Annotated in this window: 16 protein-coding genes; 2 read left to right on the forward strand and 14 right to left on the reverse strand. The window is 71.5% G+C overall.

Features of this window, described 5'->3' with window-relative positions; all coding sequences use genetic code 11:
- Positions 1–2: 2 nt before the first annotated feature.
- The 3 genes from BP68_RS15455 to BP68_RS15465 form a co-directional block, all read right to left on the reverse strand.
- Positions 3–2225, reverse strand: coding sequence for a protein-disulfide reductase DsbD family protein (locus BP68_RS15455; RefSeq protein ID WP_496373341.1), 2223 nt, complete (start codon positions 2223–2225; stop codon positions 3–5).
- Between the two features lie 63 nt (positions 2226–2288).
- Positions 2289–3041: an alanyl-tRNA editing protein gene (locus tag BP68_RS15460; protein ID WP_496373343.1), complete on the reverse strand. Its 753-nt coding sequence runs from the start codon at positions 3039–3041 to the stop codon at positions 2289–2291.
- Between the two features lie 63 nt (positions 3042–3104).
- Positions 3105–4592 carry a hypothetical protein gene (locus BP68_RS15465; protein WP_496373345.1) on the reverse strand — a complete coding sequence of 496 codons (1488 nt, stop codon included), beginning with the start codon at positions 4590–4592 and terminating at the stop codon, positions 3105–3107.
- Positions 4593–4826: 234 nt separating this feature from the next.
- Between BP68_RS15465 and BP68_RS15470 the strand changes: the two genes are divergently transcribed.
- Entirely contained in the window at positions 4827–5657 is an 831-nt protein-coding gene (locus BP68_RS15470) for a creatininase family protein (protein WP_496373347.1), read from the forward strand.
- Between the two features lie 159 nt (positions 5658–5816).
- On the opposite strand, the gene BP68_RS15475 is transcribed toward BP68_RS15470, so the two are convergent.
- The 10 genes from BP68_RS15475 to BP68_RS15520 all read right to left on the reverse strand — a co-directional run bounded on the left by BP68_RS15475 (position 5817) and on the right by BP68_RS15520 (position 15747).
- Positions 5817–6491 carry a histidine phosphatase family protein gene (locus tag BP68_RS15475; protein WP_496373349.1) on the reverse strand — a complete coding sequence of 225 codons (675 nt, stop codon included), beginning with the start codon at positions 6489–6491 and terminating at the stop codon, positions 5817–5819.
- A 70-nt stretch (positions 6492–6561) separates the two neighbouring features.
- Positions 6562–7677, reverse strand: coding sequence for an SDR family oxidoreductase (locus tag BP68_RS15480; protein WP_496373351.1), 1116 nt, complete (start codon positions 7675–7677; stop codon positions 6562–6564).
- A complete protein-coding gene (locus BP68_RS15485; RefSeq protein ID WP_496373353.1) occupies positions 7674–8909 on the reverse strand; it encodes an ABC transporter substrate-binding protein in 1236 nt (411 codons plus the stop codon). The genes BP68_RS15480 and BP68_RS15485 overlap by 4 nt, the downstream gene beginning before the upstream one ends.
- Before the next feature lie 31 nt (positions 8910–8940).
- On the reverse strand, positions 8941–10029 hold the full coding sequence (locus BP68_RS15490; protein WP_496373355.1) for a cyclase family protein: 1089 nt from the start codon (positions 10027–10029) through the stop codon (positions 8941–8943).
- Positions 10030–10241: 212 nt separating this feature from the next.
- Positions 10242–11213 (reverse strand): threonine dehydratase, encoded by a 972-nt coding sequence (locus BP68_RS15495; protein WP_496373357.1) that lies wholly within the window; start codon positions 11211–11213, stop codon positions 10242–10244.
- A 20-nt stretch (positions 11214–11233) separates the two neighbouring features.
- On the reverse strand, positions 11234–11941 hold the full coding sequence (locus BP68_RS15500) for a VOC family protein (RefSeq protein WP_496373359.1): 708 nt from the start codon (positions 11939–11941) through the stop codon (positions 11234–11236).
- Positions 11938–12816, reverse strand: a complete 879-nt coding sequence (locus BP68_RS15505; RefSeq protein WP_496373361.1) for a PhzF family phenazine biosynthesis protein — start codon at positions 12814–12816, stop codon at positions 11938–11940. The genes BP68_RS15500 and BP68_RS15505 overlap by 4 nt, the downstream gene beginning before the upstream one ends.
- A 110-nt stretch (positions 12817–12926) precedes the next feature.
- Complete coding sequence (locus BP68_RS15510; protein WP_496373363.1) at positions 12927–14105, reverse strand: aminotransferase-like domain-containing protein; 1179 nt, start codon at positions 14103–14105, stop codon at positions 12927–12929.
- 122 nt (positions 14106–14227) lie between these two features.
- Positions 14228–15151 carry a DMT family transporter gene (locus BP68_RS15515; protein WP_496373365.1) on the reverse strand — a complete coding sequence of 308 codons (924 nt, stop codon included), beginning with the start codon at positions 15149–15151 and terminating at the stop codon, positions 14228–14230.
- Positions 15148–15747, reverse strand: a complete 600-nt coding sequence (locus BP68_RS15520; RefSeq protein WP_496373367.1) for a LysE family translocator — start codon at positions 15745–15747, stop codon at positions 15148–15150. The genes BP68_RS15515 and BP68_RS15520 overlap by 4 nt, the downstream gene beginning before the upstream one ends.
- Positions 15748–15899: 152 nt before the next feature.
- Here BP68_RS15520 and BP68_RS15525 point away from each other — a divergent pair, with 152 nt between their 5' ends.
- Positions 15900–17363, forward strand: coding sequence for an aminotransferase-like domain-containing protein (locus tag BP68_RS15525; RefSeq protein WP_496373479.1), 1464 nt, complete (start codon positions 15900–15902; stop codon positions 17361–17363).
- A 12-nt stretch (positions 17364–17375) separates the two neighbouring features.
- Here the strand turns inward: BP68_RS15525 and BP68_RS15530 are convergent, their stop codons facing one another.
- The gene (locus BP68_RS15530; protein ID WP_496373369.1) at positions 17376–18611 is read right to left on the reverse strand and encodes an HDOD domain-containing protein; all 1236 of its coding nucleotides are present in this window, start codon (positions 18609–18611) and stop codon (positions 17376–17378) included.
- Positions 18612–18617: the final 6 nt, after the last annotated feature.

The raw sequence follows: 18617 nt of genomic DNA on the forward strand, positions 1-18617 counted from the left end.
GTTCAGAGCTTGGCCACGGCGGCGCGCAGGTCGGATTCGCTCAGGATCTCGGAGAACACCACTGGCGCGCTGCCCGGCGCGTGCAGCACGTACACCGGCACGCCGCTGCGGCCCAGCGCGGCCAGGGCGGCGGTGATGGCGGGGTCGCGGCGCGTCCAGTCGGCGCGCAGCAGGGCCACGTTCTTGGCGGCAAAGTCCTGCAGCACCGCCGAACTGGCCAATGTGGTGTTCTTGTTGTACTGGCAGGTCACGCACCAGGCGGCGGTGTAGTCCACGAACACGGGGCGGCCCTGGGCGACGATCTCGTCCGTCAGGCCTGGCCGCCAGGGCTGCCAGGACGTGGCCTCCGAAGACGCCGCGCCCGCGGGTGTCGCGGCGCTGGCGGGCGTCAGCTCCATCTCAGTGATCTTTGGGCCCCAAAGCCATATGAACACAGCGCAAGTAGCTATCGAAAGTGGAGCAAAAAAGCGCCGCGCGCGGCCGCGCAGCGTGAACGCCCACACGGCCATGGCCAGCAGCACCAGCAGCGCCAGCAGCGCCGCCGCGCCGTTGATGCCGCTTTGCTGGCCCAGCACCCACACCAGCCACACCACGGTGGCGAACATGGGGAAGGCCATGAAGCGGCGCAGCGTGTCCATCCAGGCGCCGGGGCGCGGCAGCGCGCGCGCCACGGCGGGCAGCCAGCTCGCCAGCAGGTAGGGCAGGGCCAGGCCCAGGCCCAGCGCGGCGAAGATGGCCAGCGCCTGCGCCGCCGGCAGCGTGGCCGTGAGCCCCAGCGATGCGCCCATGAACGGCGCCGTGCACGGCGAGGCCACGGCCACGGCCAGCACGCCGGTGAGGAAAGCGTCCGCCACCGGGTGGCGCGCCTGCAGGCTGGCCAGCGACTGGGGCAGCAGGGTGCGGAACTCGAACACGCCGGCCAGGTTCAGGCCGATCAGCGTGAACAGCGTGGCCAGCGATGCCACCACGGCCGGCGACTGCAGCTGAAAGCCCCAGCCCACGGCCTCGCCCGCGGCGCGCAGGCCCAGCATCAGCGCGCCCAGCAGCAGGAAGGACAGCACCACGCCCGCCGTGTAGGCCAGCCCGCCGATGCGGTGGGCGCGCCGGTCTTGCGCATGGCTGGCAAAGCCCACGACCTTGATGGCCAGCACCGGGAACACGCAGGGCATGAGGTTGAGGATCAGCCCGCCCAGCAGGGCCCCCAGCAGCGCCACCAGCCAGATGCCCATGGGCACCGGGGTGATGCCCGCGCCGCGCGCCTGCGCGGCCAGCGCATCGGCCTGGGCGTTGGCCTTCAGCGCGGCCTCCAGCGCGGGCGATACCGTGGCCGGCGCCGCGGTGGCGGGCCAGCCGCCCTCCACGGGCAGCTCCACGCGCCAGCCCTGGCCGCCCTGGGCCAGCACCACGGGCAGGGGCGTGGGGCCTTCGCTGCGCTGGGGCGACAGCGGCACGCGCGCCGTCCACACCGCGCCGTCCCATTGCTGGCTGGGGGTGGCGGCGGTCTCCACCACGCCCGGGGTCTCGGGGAAGATGTCCAGCGCCTGCCCCCGCAGCGCGGCGGGCAGGCCGGCCACGCGCAGGGCGAGGGCGCTGCCGTCCACGCGGGCCTGGCTGCCGTCCTGGGCCGGCAGCGCCTGGGGATGGGCCTGGGCGGCGGAGGCAAAGGCTGCAGCGTGCAGCGCCGTCGTGCCCTGCAGGGGCAGTTGCAGCGTGAACTGGCCCTCCTCGGGAATGCATTCCTGGCGGCACACCAGCCACGAGGCCTTGAGCTGGATCGTCACCTCCTTGGCCAGCGGGCCGGGGCTGAAGGCCTGCGACACCGTCACCGGCACGGGCAGCAGCACCTGGCCCTCGTAGCCGTAGTTGGCCAGGTTGCCCAGGGGAATCTTCTTGGGCACGGGCCAGGCGACCTCGCCCACATCCAGGCCCGGCGGCAGTGTCCATTCGAGCTGCGTGGGCAGGCCCGAGTCGCCCGGGTTCTTCCAGTAGGTGTGCCACTCGGGCTGGTGGGTGATGGACAGGCCCAGCCACAGCGGCCTGCCGGGGCCCACGCCATCGGGCGCCTGGGCCACCAGCTCGGCCTGCACATGGGGCGTGGCCACGGTGCTGCCGCCGGCCAGGGCAGAGTTTTTGAGAAGAATTTGGCTGCTGGCGCCCAGTGGTAAAGCGCTGGCAGCTATAAAAAAGAGAGCGGGCAGCGCACGCTGCAGGAATCGGTGAGACATGGCGCAGGGTGGGAGCGGTGGAGCAGGGGTTTGGTTCCTCGGAACCGGCCGTGCGGGGCGTTCTCAGGCCGCGAAGCCCAGCACCAGGCGGCGCGCCATGGCGCCCTTCTTCTCGATCTTCGTGACCACTACGGCGCCGATCTCGCCCGTGCGCGCCACATGGGTGCCGCCGCAGGGCTGCAGGTCGATCTGCGCGGCATCGCCGTCGCTGGCGCCGCCCACGCGCACGGTGCGCACCAGGCCCGTGCCGCGCGGGGGCTGCACGCTCATGCTCTTGACGAGCTGCGGGTTGGCGTCCAGCGCCTCGTCGCTGATGGCGCCGAGGGTGATGGCATGGTCCTCGCCCACCAGGCGGGCGAGCGCGGCGGTGACGGTCTCCTTGTCGAGCGGGCCGTCCATGTGGAAGTCGATGCGTGCGTATTCGGGCGTGATCGAGCAGCCATTCACCGGCTGCGCCACCACATGGCACAGCAGGTGCGAGGCGGTGTGAAAGCGCATCAGGCGGTGGCGCCGCTCCCAGTCGATGCGCGCGGTCACCGCATCGCCCACGGCCAGGCCCGGCGCCTGACCATCGGCGGGCACATGCACGATGTCCGCCGTGGGCCGGCCTTCGGCGTCCTTGCCCTTGCGCGTGTCGGCAATGGGCAGGCTGCTGCCATCGGCGCGCAGCAGCACGCCCGCGTCGCCGGCCTGGCCGCCGCCCAGGGGGTAGAACACGGTGCGGTCCAGCACCACGCCGCCCTCGGGGGTGAGGGCGGTCACGGTGGCGCTGCACTCGCGCAGGTAGCTGTCTTGGCGGAAAAGGTCGTGGGTCATGGTGGGGATGGTAGCGGGAGGGGCGCTCCCGCCATGATCCACCCTCCGCCTCGCCCGCCGTGCTTACGGCTGGAACTGCACGCTGTGGCGCATCTGCCGGCCGTTGCGGTCGACATGGGTCAGCGTGAACTCCCCGTAGGTCGTGGCCGATGCGCCTTCGGGCTTGCCGCCGAAGGGCAGCAGGGCCTCGGTCGCGCCGGGGGCCGCCGTGACCGACTGGGCGCGCGTGCGCACGGTCGGCAGGCCGTTGGCGGAACCCTCCTTGGGGCCCTGGCGGTAGGACGACAGGTCGGAGAACACCATCGGCAGGCCGCCCGCGGGCACCTTGGCCACCTGCCACTGGATGCGCGCCGTGCCGCCCGCGCCCTTGAACGCGGTCGCGATCTCCAGGGGCGTCGGGGAGACGCTGGTGATCTGCGGGAAGTTCGCGGGCGTCATCTCCGCGAACGGATAGGGGGCGTTCTTGAGCGACAGCCGGTAGGTGGCGATGGGCGTCTGGCCCTGCTGCCCGTTGACGGTCTTCCAGCCATCGTCGGCATGCACCTGGAAGGTGAACTCCGTACCGGCGGCGAAGCCCCAGGCCGCATAGCGTGCCTCGCCGCTGGCGATGGCTTCGGCATTGGCCGGCGGCCAGACGGAGGCGCCCCACGTGTCCTGGAGCAGCCCCAGCTTGGCGCAGTCGGCCGTGGCGGCGTTGGCCACGCTGCCTTGCGCGTCGGAGCGGCAGATCCGGAAGCGGTCGGTGTCGGAATACGTGGCGTTGCCGGGCGTGCCCTGCATCTCCGCCGCATCGCGCGCCACGCGGGGCGAGAGCAGCTTGAGCGACAGCGGCGCCGCGCCCGCCGTGGGCGAGGGCCAGCTCACCACCACGTAGGTGGCGGCCTTGGCGGGGTCGATGACGGCGAACTGCACCTCGCGCCGCAGCTGGTAGGGCGTGGCCGCGCTTTGCCCATCGGCCAGCTTGAAGAAGGTGTTGAGCGTGTTGCGCGCCACCAGCGACACGCTGACCGCCCGCCGGTTGCCCAGCGCCCGCAGCGCGGCGCCCGTTTGGGGCGTGTCGCAGGCGCCGGCCGTGCTGCCGGCCACCAGCGTCTCGGTCTGGCCCGTGGTGGTGGTGCCGTTGGTGTACTTCTCGTCATAGCCGATGTCCACCTCATGCCGCGCCGAGCCGTCGGCGTTCGTGGTCTTGCGCTCGGCCAGCACCTGCACGTTGGTGAACTGGCGCCCCACCATGTAGGCGTTGGCGGCCAGGCGCTGCGCGCCGCCGTCGTTCCAGGCGGCGACCAGCGCGGCCTTGCTGCTGCCCTGGCCCAGATAGCAGGCATCCAGCATCGCATAGCGGTCGGCCCCCGCGTCGGGCAGCCGCGTGGCCGTGATGGCCGTGCTGGCCTGGATGTACTGGGTCACCAGCTCCTGCGTGGTGGGCGGCTGCGGCTCGGGCGTGGGGGTCGGGGTCTTGCCATCGCCGTCGCTGCCACCGCCGCAGGCGCTGAGTGCCAGCACTGCGCCGGCGAGAAGCGAGTGGGGCCACGGAACATTGCGGAGGGTCATGGTGTGTCTGCCTTTCTGGGAAATAGGGTCATGGCGGGTGCCGGCGCGAAGCCGGCGGGCCGCCTGCTGGCAGTTTCTTCAGCCATGGCGCCGGTCGCCATACTGCAAGTGCGGTATGGCGACCCGTGGCGTGCGCTGTTAGGGGCAGCGCACCGGCGGCGGCCTGCGCGCGGGCCAAGGGACTGACGGTGAGGCGCCGCGTTGTGGCGGGGCCGTGGCGCTACCATGCGCACCATGCCCCATCCCTCCCGCCTCTGGTCCGAGTTGTCCGCGCGTGACTTTGCCGAAGCCCTGGCCTCGGGCCTGGCCGCGCAGACCGTGGCCGTGCTGCCCGTGGCCGCCGTCGAGCAGCATGGCCCGCACCTGCCGCTGGGCGTGGATGCCGCGCTGCTGCAGGGCGTGATCGACGCCGCGCTGCCGCTGCTGCCCGCCGATCTGCCGGCGCTGTTCCTGCCTTCGCAGAACATCGGCCTGTCCACCGAACACCTGTCCTATCCCGGCACGCTCTCGCTCTCGCCCGCCACGCTGATCGCGCTGTGGTCCGAGCTGGGCGCCTGCGTGGCGCGCGCCGGCGTGAAGAAGCTGCTGCTGCTCAACGGCCATGGCGGCAACGTGAGCGCCATGGACATCGTGGCGCGCGAGCTGCGCCAGCGCCACGGCTTGCTTGTCTATAGCTGCAGCTGGTTCAGCCTGCCGCTGCCCGAGGCCGTGAGCGCGCAGTTCAGCGCCGAGGAGCACCGCTTTGGCATCCACGGCGGCGAGATCGAAACGTCGATGATGCTGCACCTCGCGCCCGCCACGGTGCACATGGAGCATGCGCAGGCCTGGCGCTCCAGCTCGCAGGACCGCGCCGAGCGCTACGCCATCCTGGGCAACGGCAAGAGCGCCAAGATGGGCTGGGCCATCGAGGACTACCACCCCGCGGGCGCCGTGGGCAATGCGGCGGGGGCCACGGCAGACAAGGGCCGTGCGGTGGTGGAGGCCGCTGCGGCGCAACTGGCGGCGCTGCTGCAGGAGCTGCACGCCCTGCCGCTGAGCACGCTGCGCGAACCGGGCGCGGGCTGAGCCGCGCCCGCCGTCGCCGCGGCCGTGAAGGGGCGCCATGAAGTGCAGGTCCGCAATTGGGCCGCCCATGGTGTTTTGCTTTAAATTAAATAGCTAATTGCGCTTTCGTGGTAAGGCTTTGCGGCCTAAATGCCTCGAATTTTGAGAGTGCGCTGCCCGTCAGGCGTGCGTGATCCAGTCGCGGTGCTCGTCCGTGTCCAGGTGCGGCAGGGTGTTGAAGGTCTGCAGCATCAGGCGCTTCGGCGCGATGCTGAACTCCGTCACCGCGCTGTTGCGGATGCGCATGTTCAGCGCGATGGTGACCTCGGGTGGCGTGGACAGCACCTCGCCCACGGCGGTGGAAATGGGGCCGCCGCTGGAGACCAGCAGCACGTTCTGCCCCGTGTGGTGGTGGCGCACATGCTCCAGCGCCGTGCGCACGCCGCCGGAGAAGTCGTCCCAGCTCGGCATGCCGGCCGGGCTGATGGTGCCGCCCATCCACTGCGCGAGCGCGTCGCACAGCAGGCGGAAATGCTGCTTGTACAACGCGGGCGTGTCGGGCCGCGGCAGCGGCGCGGGGTGCACGGCATGGATGAGCGCATGGCTGTCGTACTCGTTGAGCCCGGGCATCAGCAGCGGCGCGGGCGCCGCGCCGTGCAGCCCTTGCTGTATGCCCTCCAGCGTCTGGCGGTGGCGCTGCAGCGTGCCGCACAGCACGGCGTCGAAGCGCAGGCCGCGCTCGCGCCAGTACGCGCCCAGCCGCTGCGCCTGCGCATGCCCGCGCGGGCTCAGCCGGTCATAGTCATCCGCGCCGAACGAGGCCTGGCCATGGCGCACGAGGTAGAGGGTTCCCATGGGCGTGGATTGTGGGCAGGCCGGTCGCTGGCGCTTGTCACGCGGGCGACGGGTTCCATGGCTTTCGTGGCTATCCGGCGCGTGCCTGCTCCGCCGTGGGCAGCAAGCGGCGCTGCTGCAGCCGGCCGAACCATTTGCGGAACATGTCCTCGGTGTCGATGCAGGCGTGAAAGCCCGCCTGGCGGATCTTCACCGAGCTCATGATCACCGGCGGCAGCGGGCCGGCCTTGCCGTGGTTCATCTGGAAGTCGGCATAGGCCGCGCCCTGGCCGATGAAGGCCGCCAGCTCGCGCGGCGCCGCCAGCTGGTACCGGTCCACGATGCGTTCCCAGGCCCGCTGCTGCGTCGGCAGCGTGGCGCCCAGGGACTGGGGCTCGGGCTCGCCCACGGGCATGCCCAGCGCGTCGGCGATGGCGGGCCAGACGTTCTGCCAGACGAACACGTCGCCGTTGTCCAGGTTGAAGGTCTCGTTGCGGGCGTTGGGCGACTCGGCGGCCCAGGCGCAGGCCTGGGCGATCAGGTCGGCGTCGATGGCCTGGTTCACGCGGGCGGGGCCGCCGGGGTAGGCCAGCGGCAGGCCCTGTGCGTGGCGCAGCCAGGCATAGACGCCGATGGCCGGTATGGGGTTCATGTGGCTGCCCATGGCGTCACCGAACACGATGCGCGGGCGCATGATGGTGAAGTGCCAGGCGCCGCTCTGCGCCTGCCGCTCGCGCAGGAAGTCCTCCTGCAGCCAGTAGAAATTCTCGTGCGCGTCGCGCGGCCAGCGCTCGCGTGCGGGCACGGCGATCTGCGGGTGGATGTGCACGCCGTAGGCCTTGCCGCCCTGCATGATGGTGACGTGGCGCAGCGGGCTGCCGGGCCGGTCCAGCGGCTCGACGACATTGCGCAGCATCGCGAGGTTGGTGCGCATCTGTTCCTGGTCGCGCCAGCCGCCCACCAGCCCGCCGGGCTGCTCGTACACGGCGGCGTAGACCATGTGGGTGATGTCGTCGCGCGCGCCCAGGGCGGCGCGGCAGGCCACGCTGTCCTGCAGGTCCAGCTGCAGCGAAGTGGCGCCCTCGGGCAGGGCGATGGGGCGGCGCGCCGCGCCCACGGCCTTCCAGCCGGGCAGGGCGGCGAAGTGGCGCAGGCAGGCCTGGCCCACGACGCCGGTGGCGCCTACGACGAGGACGGTGTTCGTCATTTCTTCACCATCGGGCACTTGGATTGCGACAGCGGCAGGAAGGCCTTGTCGCCGGGCACGGTGGCCACGAGCTTGTAGTAGTCCCAGGGGTATTTGGACTCGGCCTGCGACTTCACCTCGAACAGGTACATGTCGTGCACCATGCGGCCGTCCTCGCGGATGCGGCCGTTCTTGGCAAAGAAGTCGTTGATGGGCAGGGCCTTCATCTGCGCCATGACCTTGGCCGTGTCGTCGGTCTTGGCGGCCTGCACGGCCTTCAGGTAGTGCATGGTGGAGGAGTAGGCGCCCGCCTGGCTCATGTTGGGCATCTTCTTCATCTTCTCGAAGTAGCGCTTGGACCAGGCGCGCGTCTCGTCGTTCATGTCCCAGTAGAAGCCCTCGGTGAGCATCAGGCCCGCGGCCGTGCGCAGGCCGATGGCGTGCACGTCGTTGATGTACATGAGCAGGCCGGCCAGGGTCTGCTTGTTCTTGCCCTGGGTCAGGCCGAACTCGCGCGCGGCCTTGATGGTGTTGACGGTGTCGCCGCCGGCATTGGCCAGACCGACGACCTGGGCCTTGCTGCTCTGCGCGCTCAGCAGGAACGAGGCGAAGTCGGTCGCGCCGATGGGGTGCTTGGCCGCGCCCAGCACCTTGCCGCCCTGGGCCGTCACCACGGCGCTGGCCTGGTCCTGCAGGCTGTGGCCGAAGGCGTAGTCGGCGGTGACGAAGAACCAGTCCTTGCCGCCGCGCTGGGTGATGGCGCTGGCCGTCACGTTGGCCAGGGCATAGGTGTCGTAGACATAGTGCACGGTGCTGGGCATGCACAGGTCGTTGGTCAGGCGGTCCAGGCCGGGGCCGTTGAAGATGATCACCTTCTGCTTTTGCTTGGCGATCTCCAGCGCCGCCAGCGCGGGGGCGGAAACGGCCACGTCCATGATGGCGTCCACCTTGCCGGTGTCGAACCATTCGCGCGCCTTGCTGGAGGCGATGTCGGCCTTGTTCTGGTGGTCGCTCACGATGAGCTCGATCTTCTTGCCCAGCACCTGGCCGCCGAAGTCGTCGATGGCCATCTGGATTGCGGCCGCGCTGCCGGGGCCGGTGATGTCGGCGAACGGGCCGTTCAGGTCGGTCAGGATGCCCAGGCGCAGCACGTCGTCGGAAATCTGCGCCGTGGCGGCCGTGCTGGCGGCCAGCAGGGCTAGGCCGGTGCAGAGCGTGCGGCAGGCGGTGGTGAGGGGGGTGGGGCGGTGCATGGTTGTCTCCTTGGTTGTGTGTGTGGGGAAATCAGAGCGTGGCGATGGGCGTGACGGGCGAGCCCACGGCGCCGGGCAGGCGCAGCGGGGGCGCGGTGAGCAGAAAGCGCGTGCGTCCCAGGGCGTGCAGCCGATCGGCCAGCTCCTTCAGGTACCACAGCTCGCCCAGCGGCAGGCCCAGCTTGAACAGGCAGTGCTCGTGCAGCGGCAGCACGGGGTAGGGCGAACCGTCGGTGGGCACGCGCCGCGGCGGGTGGCGTTCCACGGCGTAGTTGTCGGCGACGAGGGCGGCAATGCCGCTGTCGGTGATCCACTGCAGCAGCCTCTCGTCGCCGCCGTCCAGCGCCGCGCAGCTGTGGTGCAGGCGGTGTTCGTCGGGCTGGCGCTGCATGGACAGCACCAGCTCGGCGAAGCCCGTGCGCAGCAGCAGCATGTCGCCCGGCTCCACGGTGGCGCCGCTGCGCTCCATGGCGCGCATCAGTTCGTCGTAGCCGATGTCGCGGAACGCCATGCCGTACGTGCGTTCCAGGTCCACCAGCACGCCGCGGCCCTGCATGCCCTTGACGGCCAGGTGCTCCACGCCCAGCGCCCGGGCCACGCTCTCGTCGGGCGCGCGGCCGGCGCAGCACTGGGGCTGGTAGCGCGCGGGGGCGCCGTGTTCGTCGCGCGTGGGAATGCCGTGGTCCTGCGGGCCCAGGATGTGCCCATGACCAAGGTAGCCGTTGTAGTAGGTGGTGCGCAGGCGGCCGTCGCCCTCGGGGTCGAACAGCGCGCCCACATGGGCCAGCGAGTCCCATTGCGTGGAGTACTGCAGCGACAGCAGCACCTGGTCGTCGCTGACCACGTCCGTGGCGCCGGGGTACACATGGCCCAGCGGAAAGTTCACGTAGGGAATGCCCTCGCGCCGCGTGGGGCGCAGCTGCGGCGGCAGGCGCCGCGCGTTGAGCCCATTGCCGCCGGGGTAGTCCAGGGGCAGCGACAGGCACAGGCTGATGCCCTCGCGCACCTCCTGCACGCCCTTGCGGACCTGCTCGGGGCCGATCAGGTTGGCGCGGCCCAGTTGGTCGTCGGGCCCGAATTCACCCCAGTTGGAACCGGCGGGGCGTTGTCTCCATCGCATGGTCTTGTCTCCAGTGCCGCGGGTGCAGCGGCTTGGAGGCAATGGTGTTGGCGCGGCGCACCGTGCGTCAAACGCGCTGCCGAAAGTTTTGCTGGGTGAAATAGCTTGCCGGGAAAACCCTGGCGTTCTTGCGGTGCCTTGCGCTTGGGCTGGCGTTGGTGGTTTTGCAGATCAAAACCTGCCGCGGGGGTGCGGCAGGTTTTGGCGCCGTATCATGGCCCGAGCAGCACGCGGGCAAAGGCCGCGGCATCCACATTGCCGCCCGTGAGCGCCAGGCCCACGCACTGGCCGCGCAGCGCCTCGCGCTCCTGCAGGGCGGCTGCCAGGGCCGCGGCGCCGGCACCCTCGGCGACGTTGTGGGTGTCGCTGAACAGGGCGCGCATGGCGGCGGCCACCTCGGCATCGTCCACCTGCACCAGGCGGTCCAGGTGGGGCATGAGCACCGACAGGGCATCGGGGTCGGCCACCCGCACCGCCATGCCGTCGGCCACCTGCGTGCTGACGGGCGAGGCGACCACGCGGCCTGCGGCGAACGAGTCGGCATAGGTCGTGGCATGGCGGCTCACCACGCCCACGATGCGCACGCGGTGGCCCAGCGCCAGCTTGGCCGCCACGGCGGCGCAGGCGCCCGAGCCCAGGCCGATGGGCACGTAGGCCACGTCCATGTGCGGCACGGCGTGCAGGAATTCCCACCAGTAGGTGGCCACGCCGCGCACCAGGTCCGGGTGGTAGCTGGGCACCATGTGGGCGCCGCGCTCGCTCGCCAGCTGCAGCGCGTGTTCGCGCGCGGCCTGGAAGTCGTCGCCGTGCTCCACCAGGCTCACGCCCAGCGCGCGCATGGCGGCGTTCTTCTCCACCGAATTGCCATGCGGCACGACGATGGTGCTGGCCACGCCATGGCGGCGCGCGGCCCAGCCGATGCTCTGGCCGTGGTTGCCGCGCGTGGCGCTGATCACCTCGCGCGGCAGCTGGCCGCGCCGCGCCATCTGCGCGAAGTAGGTGAGCCCGCCGCGGATCTTGAACGCGCCCACGGGGTTGTGGTTCTCGTGCTTGAGCCAGCACTCCGTGCCCAGGCGCTCGCCCAGCAGGCCCCAGCGGTACTGCGGCGTGGCCTGGAATTCCTGGTAAACGGTGCGTGCGGCGTCCTCGATGTCGGCCAGCGTGGGCAGGGCAATGGCGGGCATGGGTGTGTCTTGGTTGGGTGTCATTCGGGGCAATGGCTGGCGAGGCACACGGGCCCCAGCGGCGTGAGCAGCGTGGCGGTCAGGCGGGGCGCGCTGGCCCAGTCCACGGGCATGGGCGGCAGCCCGGCGCCGGTGCAGGCGTCCGCCAGGGCGGCGGCCTGCGGGTGCTGCAGGCGCAGCGACTGCAGTTGCACGCCGCTGTGCGGCAGGCCGTGGCAGGGGTGGCGTTCGCCCCATTCGAGCAGCGTGGGCAGGCAGCCGTCCATGAGCCGCTGGCCGTCCCCGCGCACGGTGATGCGCCACTCCAGCAGGCCCAGCGAGGTGGGGCGGCTGGCGGTGATGATCTCGCCGCGGTCCACGCCGCGCGCGGCCAGCGCCGCATGGCTGGCGGCAATGTCCGGCACGCATGCCACCCAGTGGATGAACTGCGGCCCGCCGCGGGCCACCTGCGCGCGCAGGGCCGGATCATCCATATCAAACCAGCGTTTTGCGCCCATGGGGCGTGCGCTAGTAGCTCCTGGTTTGATAGCAATGATCTCCAGGTAGCTGCGCGGGTGCGCGGGGCTGGAGATGTTGAGCAGCCGGTTGTGCGTGCCCATGAGCGGGTGCTCGCCGCCCTTGGCCGGGTCCACGCCCAGCGTGCGGCGGCACCAGTCGGCGCCCTCGCGCAGGTCGGCGGCCAGCACCACGAGGTGGTCGATGCCGGGGCAGCAGGACGCGTCGGTCACAGCCGCACCTCGCCGCGCACGCAGGTGACCGCATGGCCGCCGACCCAGATATGCCCGTCCTCCTGCAGCACATGCACCCGGCCGGCGCGGCCCAGGGCCGTTCCCTGGCTGGCGATGTAGCGGCTGGGCGCCAGGCCCGCGCCTATGAGCCACTGGGCCAGCGCGGCGTTCAGGCTGCCGGTGACGGGGTCTTCGGTCAGGCCGTTGTTGCCGGGGAAGAAGGCGCGCACCTCAAAGGCGATGTCCTCCCCCGCCGCATGCGCGCCGATCACGCCGACCTTGCCGCGCGGCCCGATCACGCCCACGTCCAGCCCGGCCAGCACCGCGGCGTCGGGCCGCAGGGCCAGCACCTGCTCGGCCGAGCGCAGCATCACGCCGCGCCAGTTGGGGCCGTTGTCGCACCAGGCATGCGCCACGATGTCGCTGCGCGCCACGCCCAGGCCTTGCGCGATGCGCTGCACATCGGCCTCGTCCAGGGGCCCGCTCTTGAGGCGCGGCGGCGCGGCGAAGGCCAGGCTGTCGCCGTCCTTGCGCAGCGTGACCAGGCCCACGCCGCATTCCTGCACGACGCGCCCCGGCACGCGGGGTTGCCCGCCGGCCTGGAGCCAGGCATGGCAGCTGCCCAGCGTGGGGTGGCCGGCGAACGGCAGCTCGCGGCCCGGGCAGAAGATGCGCACGCGGTAGTCGGCGCCGCCGGCGCGGCCGGCCTCGGTGGGTGGCAGCAGGAAGGTGGCTTCCGACAGGTTGGTCCAGTTCGTGAACTGCTGCATGGTGTCGGTGTCGAGGCCCTCGCCGTCCAGCACCACGGCCAGGGCGTTGCCGAGATAGGGGGTGGCGGTGAAGACGTCGACTTGCTGGAACGGGCGCTGGCGCATGGGAGGGCTCCGGTGATGAGAAGGGGCGCGGGCATGCGGCGGCGGCACCCGCGCACGCGCAGGGGCTGCAGCCACCGTCCCGCGCGGGGACGGTCAGGGGCGGGCGGAAATCAGGCCGTCGCGCGGATGGCGGCGGCCAGCGCGGCGATCGCGGTGCGGATCTGCTCCTGCGTGGCGGTCACGAAGGACAGGCGCAGCGTGCGCGTGTCGGCCTGCTCGGCGTAGAAGGCGGCGCCGGGCACGAAGGCCACGTTGCGCTCCACGGCGCGCGGCAGCAGTTCCAGCGCGCTCATGCCCTCGGGCAGGCGCAGCCACAGGAACATGCCGCCGGCCGGGCGGTTCCAGGTTACGCCTAGGCCCTGCATTTCCTGCTCCAGGGCCGTCACCATGGCCTCGCACTGCTGCTTGTAGAGCTGGCGGATGGTGGGCACATGGCGGTCCAGGAAGCCGTTCTTCAGCACCTCGGACACCAGGCGCTGGTTGAAGCTGGGGGTGTGCAGGTCGGCCGCCTGCTTGGCCTGCAGCAGCTTGGGGTACATCTGGCGCGGCGCGACGATGTAGCCCAGGCGCAGGCCGGGCGCCAGCACCTTGGAGAACGAGCCCATGTAGAGGCAGCCCTCGGGGTTGCGCGCGGTCAGGGGCTTGGGCGGGGCCTGGTCGAACCACAGGTCGCCGTAGGGGTTGTCCTCGATCAGCGGAATGCCCAGCTCGGCCGCCTTGGCCACCAGGGCCTCGCGGCGCGCCTCGGTCATGGTGCGGCCCGTGGGGTTCTGGAAGTTGGGTAGCACGTACAGGAAGCGCGCCTTGTCCGTGCCGCTGCCGGCCTTGGCGGCCAGGTCGTCAATGCGCACGCCCTCGTCGTCGCTGGCCACCGACACCACCTTGGGCTCCATGGGGGCGAAGGCCTGCAGCGCGCCCAGGTAGGTGGGCGTTTCCACCAGCACGCGGCTGCCCGTGTCGATGAGCACCTTGGCCGCCAGGTCCAGCGCCTGCTGCGAGCCGGTGGTGATCAGCACCTGGTCGGGGTGCACGTCCCAGGGCAGGAACCCGGCGATCGCCTCGCGCAGCGGCGCGTAGCCTTCGCTGGCGGCGTACTGCAGCGCCGACGCGCCTTCGTGGGCCAGCACGGTGGCGGCCGCGGCGGCGAAGGAGTCGATCGGGAAGGTCTGGGGCGAGGGCAGTCCGCCGGCCAGGCTGATGATGCCGGGCTTCTCGGTCACCTTCAGGATTTCTCGGATCACCGAGGGGTTCATCTTTTCGGCCCGTGCGGCCAGGGTCCAGTTCGTCATTCCATCATCTCCAAAAGGCGCGTTTTCATGGCGCCGAATCATTCCAACAATGCCGTCGTGCGGCGGGTTGCGGCCCTGCGGGTGGGGCCGCAGGTGCTAATGCTAGGGGCTGCGCAGCCCGGTCACGACATTCTCTTGCCTGCCAGCACGGTGGCGACCACGGCCACCGCGAAACCGATCGTCACCAGGTCGAGCGGCTCGCCCAGCAGCGGAATCGCTGCCAGGATCGAGAAAAAGGGCTGCAGCAGCTGCACCTGGCTCACGCGCAGCGCGCCGCCCAGGGCCAGGCCCCGGTACCAGGCGAAGAAGCCCGCCCACATCGAGAACACGCCCACGTAGACGAAGCCGCCCCAGGCCGAGGCCGCCACCGGCTGCGCGGGCCAGAGCCACAGCGCGGCGGGCAGCGTGACGGGCAGCGCCATCAGGCAGACCCAGCAGATCACGCGCTCGGCGCCCAGCGCGGGCGTGACCTTGGCGCCCTGGATGTAGCCCACCGAGGCCGCCACGACCGCGCCCACCAGCAGCGCGTCGGCCGCCTCCAGGCCGAAGCCATGGCCCAGCTGCCAGCCGCGCAGCAGCGAGAACGCCACCACCAGCGTGCTGCCCAGCACGGCGCAGATCCAGAAGCCCGCGCGGGCGCGCTGGTGCAGCACCACGGCCGCGACGGCGGCCGTCACCAGCGGCAGCAGCGCCGTGACCACGGCCGCGTGGCTGGCCGTGACGCTGCGCAGCGCATAGGCCAGCAGCAGCGGGTAGCCCACGACGTTGCCAAGCACGGCCAGCGTCAGCGGCTTCCACTGGTGCGGCTGCGGGCGCGGCGAGCGCGTGGCGAGCAGGAAGACCGCCGACAGCAGGCCCGCCAGCGCGGCGCGGCCCATGGTGACGAACCAGGGCGAGAGCTGCGGCGCCTCGGCCGTGCCGGTGGCCAGGCGCGTGGCGGGCAGGGTGATGGCGAAGATCGCCACCCCTAGCACGCCGAGCCACAGGCCCAGGGTCTCGTCGCGCTGGGTGTTGCGCACCGGATGGGTGATGGTGGGCGCCGTCATGCGATCACCATCCAGGCGGCCGTGAGCGCCAGCACCAGGGCCATGGCGCGGTTGAACCACAGCAGGCGCTGCCCGTGCGCCAGCCAGTGGCGCAGCAGCGCGCCCGTGGCGGCATAGACGAAGTTGCTGGACAGCGCGAAGAAGGCCATCACCGGCAGCACCACGGCCAGGCGCTGCAGGCTGTCGTCGCGCCCGACGACCCAGCCGGCCACGATGGTCAGCGCCAGCAGCCAGGCCTTGATGTTCACGAACTGCAGCGCCGCGCCCTGCCAGAAGCCCACGGAGAGGCGGGCGGCGTCGGCCTCCGACAGGCGGCCCGACTGCGAGAGCTTGAGCGCCAGCCACAGCAGGTAGGCGATGCCCACGGCCTTGATCGCCCAGCGCAGCGCCGGCACGGCCAGCACGACGGCGCCGAGCCCCGCGGCGCACAGCAGCAGCAGCGCGCTCCAGCCCACGGGCACGGCCACCACGAAGCGCATGGCGGCGGGCAGGCCGCGGTTGGCGGCCAGCGCCGTGGACAGGGTGGTGTTCGGCCCGGGGGTGAAGCTCATCGCGGTGGCCAGTATCAGCAGGGCGGTGAATTCAACCAGGGGCATGTGAGGGTTCCATCGGAGGCGGGGATGCGGTGCACTGTAGGGCCAAAGTCCATTACAGTTCCGATACAGTTGAACCTCACAATTTCATCGACTGTACCGGCATTTGCATTGGCACAGTGCCGGTGCAGGAACTGCCCCTTCGCACCATGGCCCTGCTCACCCGCACCCCCGACCGCACCCTGACCGAGCAACTGGCCGAGCGCTTTGCCGAACGCATACGCGCGCGGCTGCTGCCCGCCGGCGCGCGCCTGCCGTCGGTGCGCGAATGCGCGCGCCAGCAGGGCGTGAGCCCCTACACGGTGGTGGCGGCCTACGACAAGCTGCTGGCCCAGGGGCTGGTGGAGGCGCGGCGCCAGCGCGGCTTCTATGTGCGCGATTTTGTGCAAAAACAGCCACCAGCGCTTGATGCGCAAGCGCAATTAGCTATTAATTCAGGAGCAAAAGCGGTGTCGCCGCTGGGCACCATGGGCGTGCGCCTGTCGGGCTCGTGCATCAACGCCACCGCGCTGATCCGGGGCATGTTCCACCAGGCCTCGGCCAAGCCTCAGCCGGGCGCGGGCGTGCTGCCCATCGGCTGGCTGGAGGATGCGCGCTTCATGGCCGCCGCGGTGCGCAAGATCACGGCCAGCAGCGCGCTGCACGACGGCTCGCTGAGCTACGGCGAGCCCATGGGCGACGCCGCGCTGCGCCAGGCGGTGGCGCGGCGCATGGCGGACATCAACATCCACGCCCAGCCCACGCAGATCATGACCACCGTGGGCGCCACGCAGGCGTTGGACATCGTCAGCCGCACGCTGCTCAAGGCGGGTGACCCGGTGATGGTGGAAGAACCCGGCTGGTCTGTGGAGTTCGCGCGGCTGGACGCCCTGGGCATGCGCGTGCTGCCTGTGCCGCGCGGCCCCGAGGGGCCGGACCTGGCGGTCATGGCGCGCTACTGCGAGCTGCACGCGCCCAAGCTGTTCGTGAGCGTGAGCGTGCTGCACAACCCCACGGGCTACAGCCTCTCGCCGGGCAGCGCGCACCAGGTGCTGGAGCTGGCGCAGCGGCACGACTTCCACATCGTCGAGGACGACACCTACGGCCACATCGCCGCCGACCACGCCACGCGGCTGGCCGCGCTCGACGGGCTGCGCCGCACCATCTACGTGAGCGGCTTCGCCAAGATCCTGGCGCCCAACTGGCGCGTGGGTTACCTGGCCGCGTCGCCCGATCTGATGGAGCGGCTGCTGGACACCAAGCTGCTGTCCACGCTGACCACGCCCTCCCTGCTGGAAAAGGCCCTGGCGCTGTGCATCGAGCAGGGCCAGCTGCGCCGCCACGCCGACCGCATGCGCCTGCGCCTGGCCCAGGCCCGCGCGCGCAGCGTGCAGCTGGCGCTGGAGGCCGGCTGCACCTTCGCCGCGGAGCCCGCGGGCATGTTCGGCTGGGTGGAGACGGGCGTGGACACCGACATGCTGGCCCAGCGCATGCTGGACGAGGGCTACCTCATCGCGCCGGGGGCGCTGTTCCATGCCACGCGCCGGCCCTGCACGCTGATGCGCATCAACTTCAGCACCACGCAGGACCCGGCCTTCTGGCGCACCTGGCAGCGCGTGGCGCAGGAGGGCGCGCGCTGACGGCAGCTGCGCTCAGTGGGCCGCCGGGCGCTCGACCACCAGCTCCGACAGCACGCGCAGCAGCGCGCGGTTGACATATTCCAGCTCCAGCTCGTGCGTCTCGCACAGCTGGCGGATGGCGCCGGCGTCGTCGCCCTCCAGCGCGCAGGCCATTTCCAGGCTGGGGGCGTAGGGCCCGGTGCGCAGCACGGCGGCGTCGTACACGCGCTCGGACAGCGGCAGGCGGCGCAGGATGGCGCCCAGCGGCTCGCGCAGCAGCTCGTCGAGCTGCGAGAACAGGCCGCTCAGGTACACCTCGCGGCGCAGGTCCTTGCCCACGCCGGCGTCGAGCAGGTGCTCGGTCAGGCGCGCGCGCAGCACCATGGCGGCGCGGATGGGGCGCAGGTCGGGCTCGGTGGCGGCATGGGGCAGCTGGTCGGACAGCCAGCGCCCGAGGGAGCCGTAGCCCATCATCACCAGGCCGCGCCGCAGCGAATCCACGCCCGTGCGCAGGCCCAGCGCCGCCGAGTTGGTGTAGACCATGAAGCGGTGGGCCAGCAGCGGGTCTTCGCCCAGGATCTGCTCGAAGCGGTCGATGGACTGCTCCTCGTCGATGGCCTTCATGAGCTTGAGCACCACCTCGTGCGCGGGCTGCAGCGGGTGGTGGCGCAGGCTGTAGAGCACGTCCTCCATGGGCCAGCCGGCCACGGCCAGGGCGCCGCCCTCGTCCAGGCAGTGCGACAGCAGCGCGCGGCTGGCCACGTTGTCATAGAGCTGGCCGGCGATCAGGGGGCTGCGCTGCGCGGCCGTCGCGCCGGTGCCGCGCCCGGCCGCCGAGGCCTGCAGCGCGCTCACCGCGTCGGCGCTGGACAGGTGCAGCAGGCTGTTGTCGAACAGCTGCGCGGTCTCGGCATCGGGCAGGCGGGCCAGGTCGCCGCGCCACACCAGCCGCAGGCCCCGGGCATGCGCCTGCCGGGCCCGCTCGCGGACCGTGGGGGTGGCCAGCCAGTCGCCCGGCACCTCGATCCAGGGCGCGCCGCGCGGGGCGTGTTCCAGCAGGTCGGCCAGCAGCTGCGGCGAGCGCGGCGACAGCAGCAGCGGTGGGGAACTGGCGGTCCACAGCTCCTGGATGGTGCGCAGTAGGTGCGGCGCATCCACCAGCGCCGCGCCTTCGCTGTGCACGTAAAGCTGCACGCCGGCCATCTTGCGGGCGGCGTTCCACAGGGGGCGGTAGCCGAGCACCAGGCTGCCGAGAACGGATTGGACCATGAGGGT

The sequence above is a fragment of the Diaphorobacter oryzae DSM 22780 genome, from assembly GCF_059568935.1.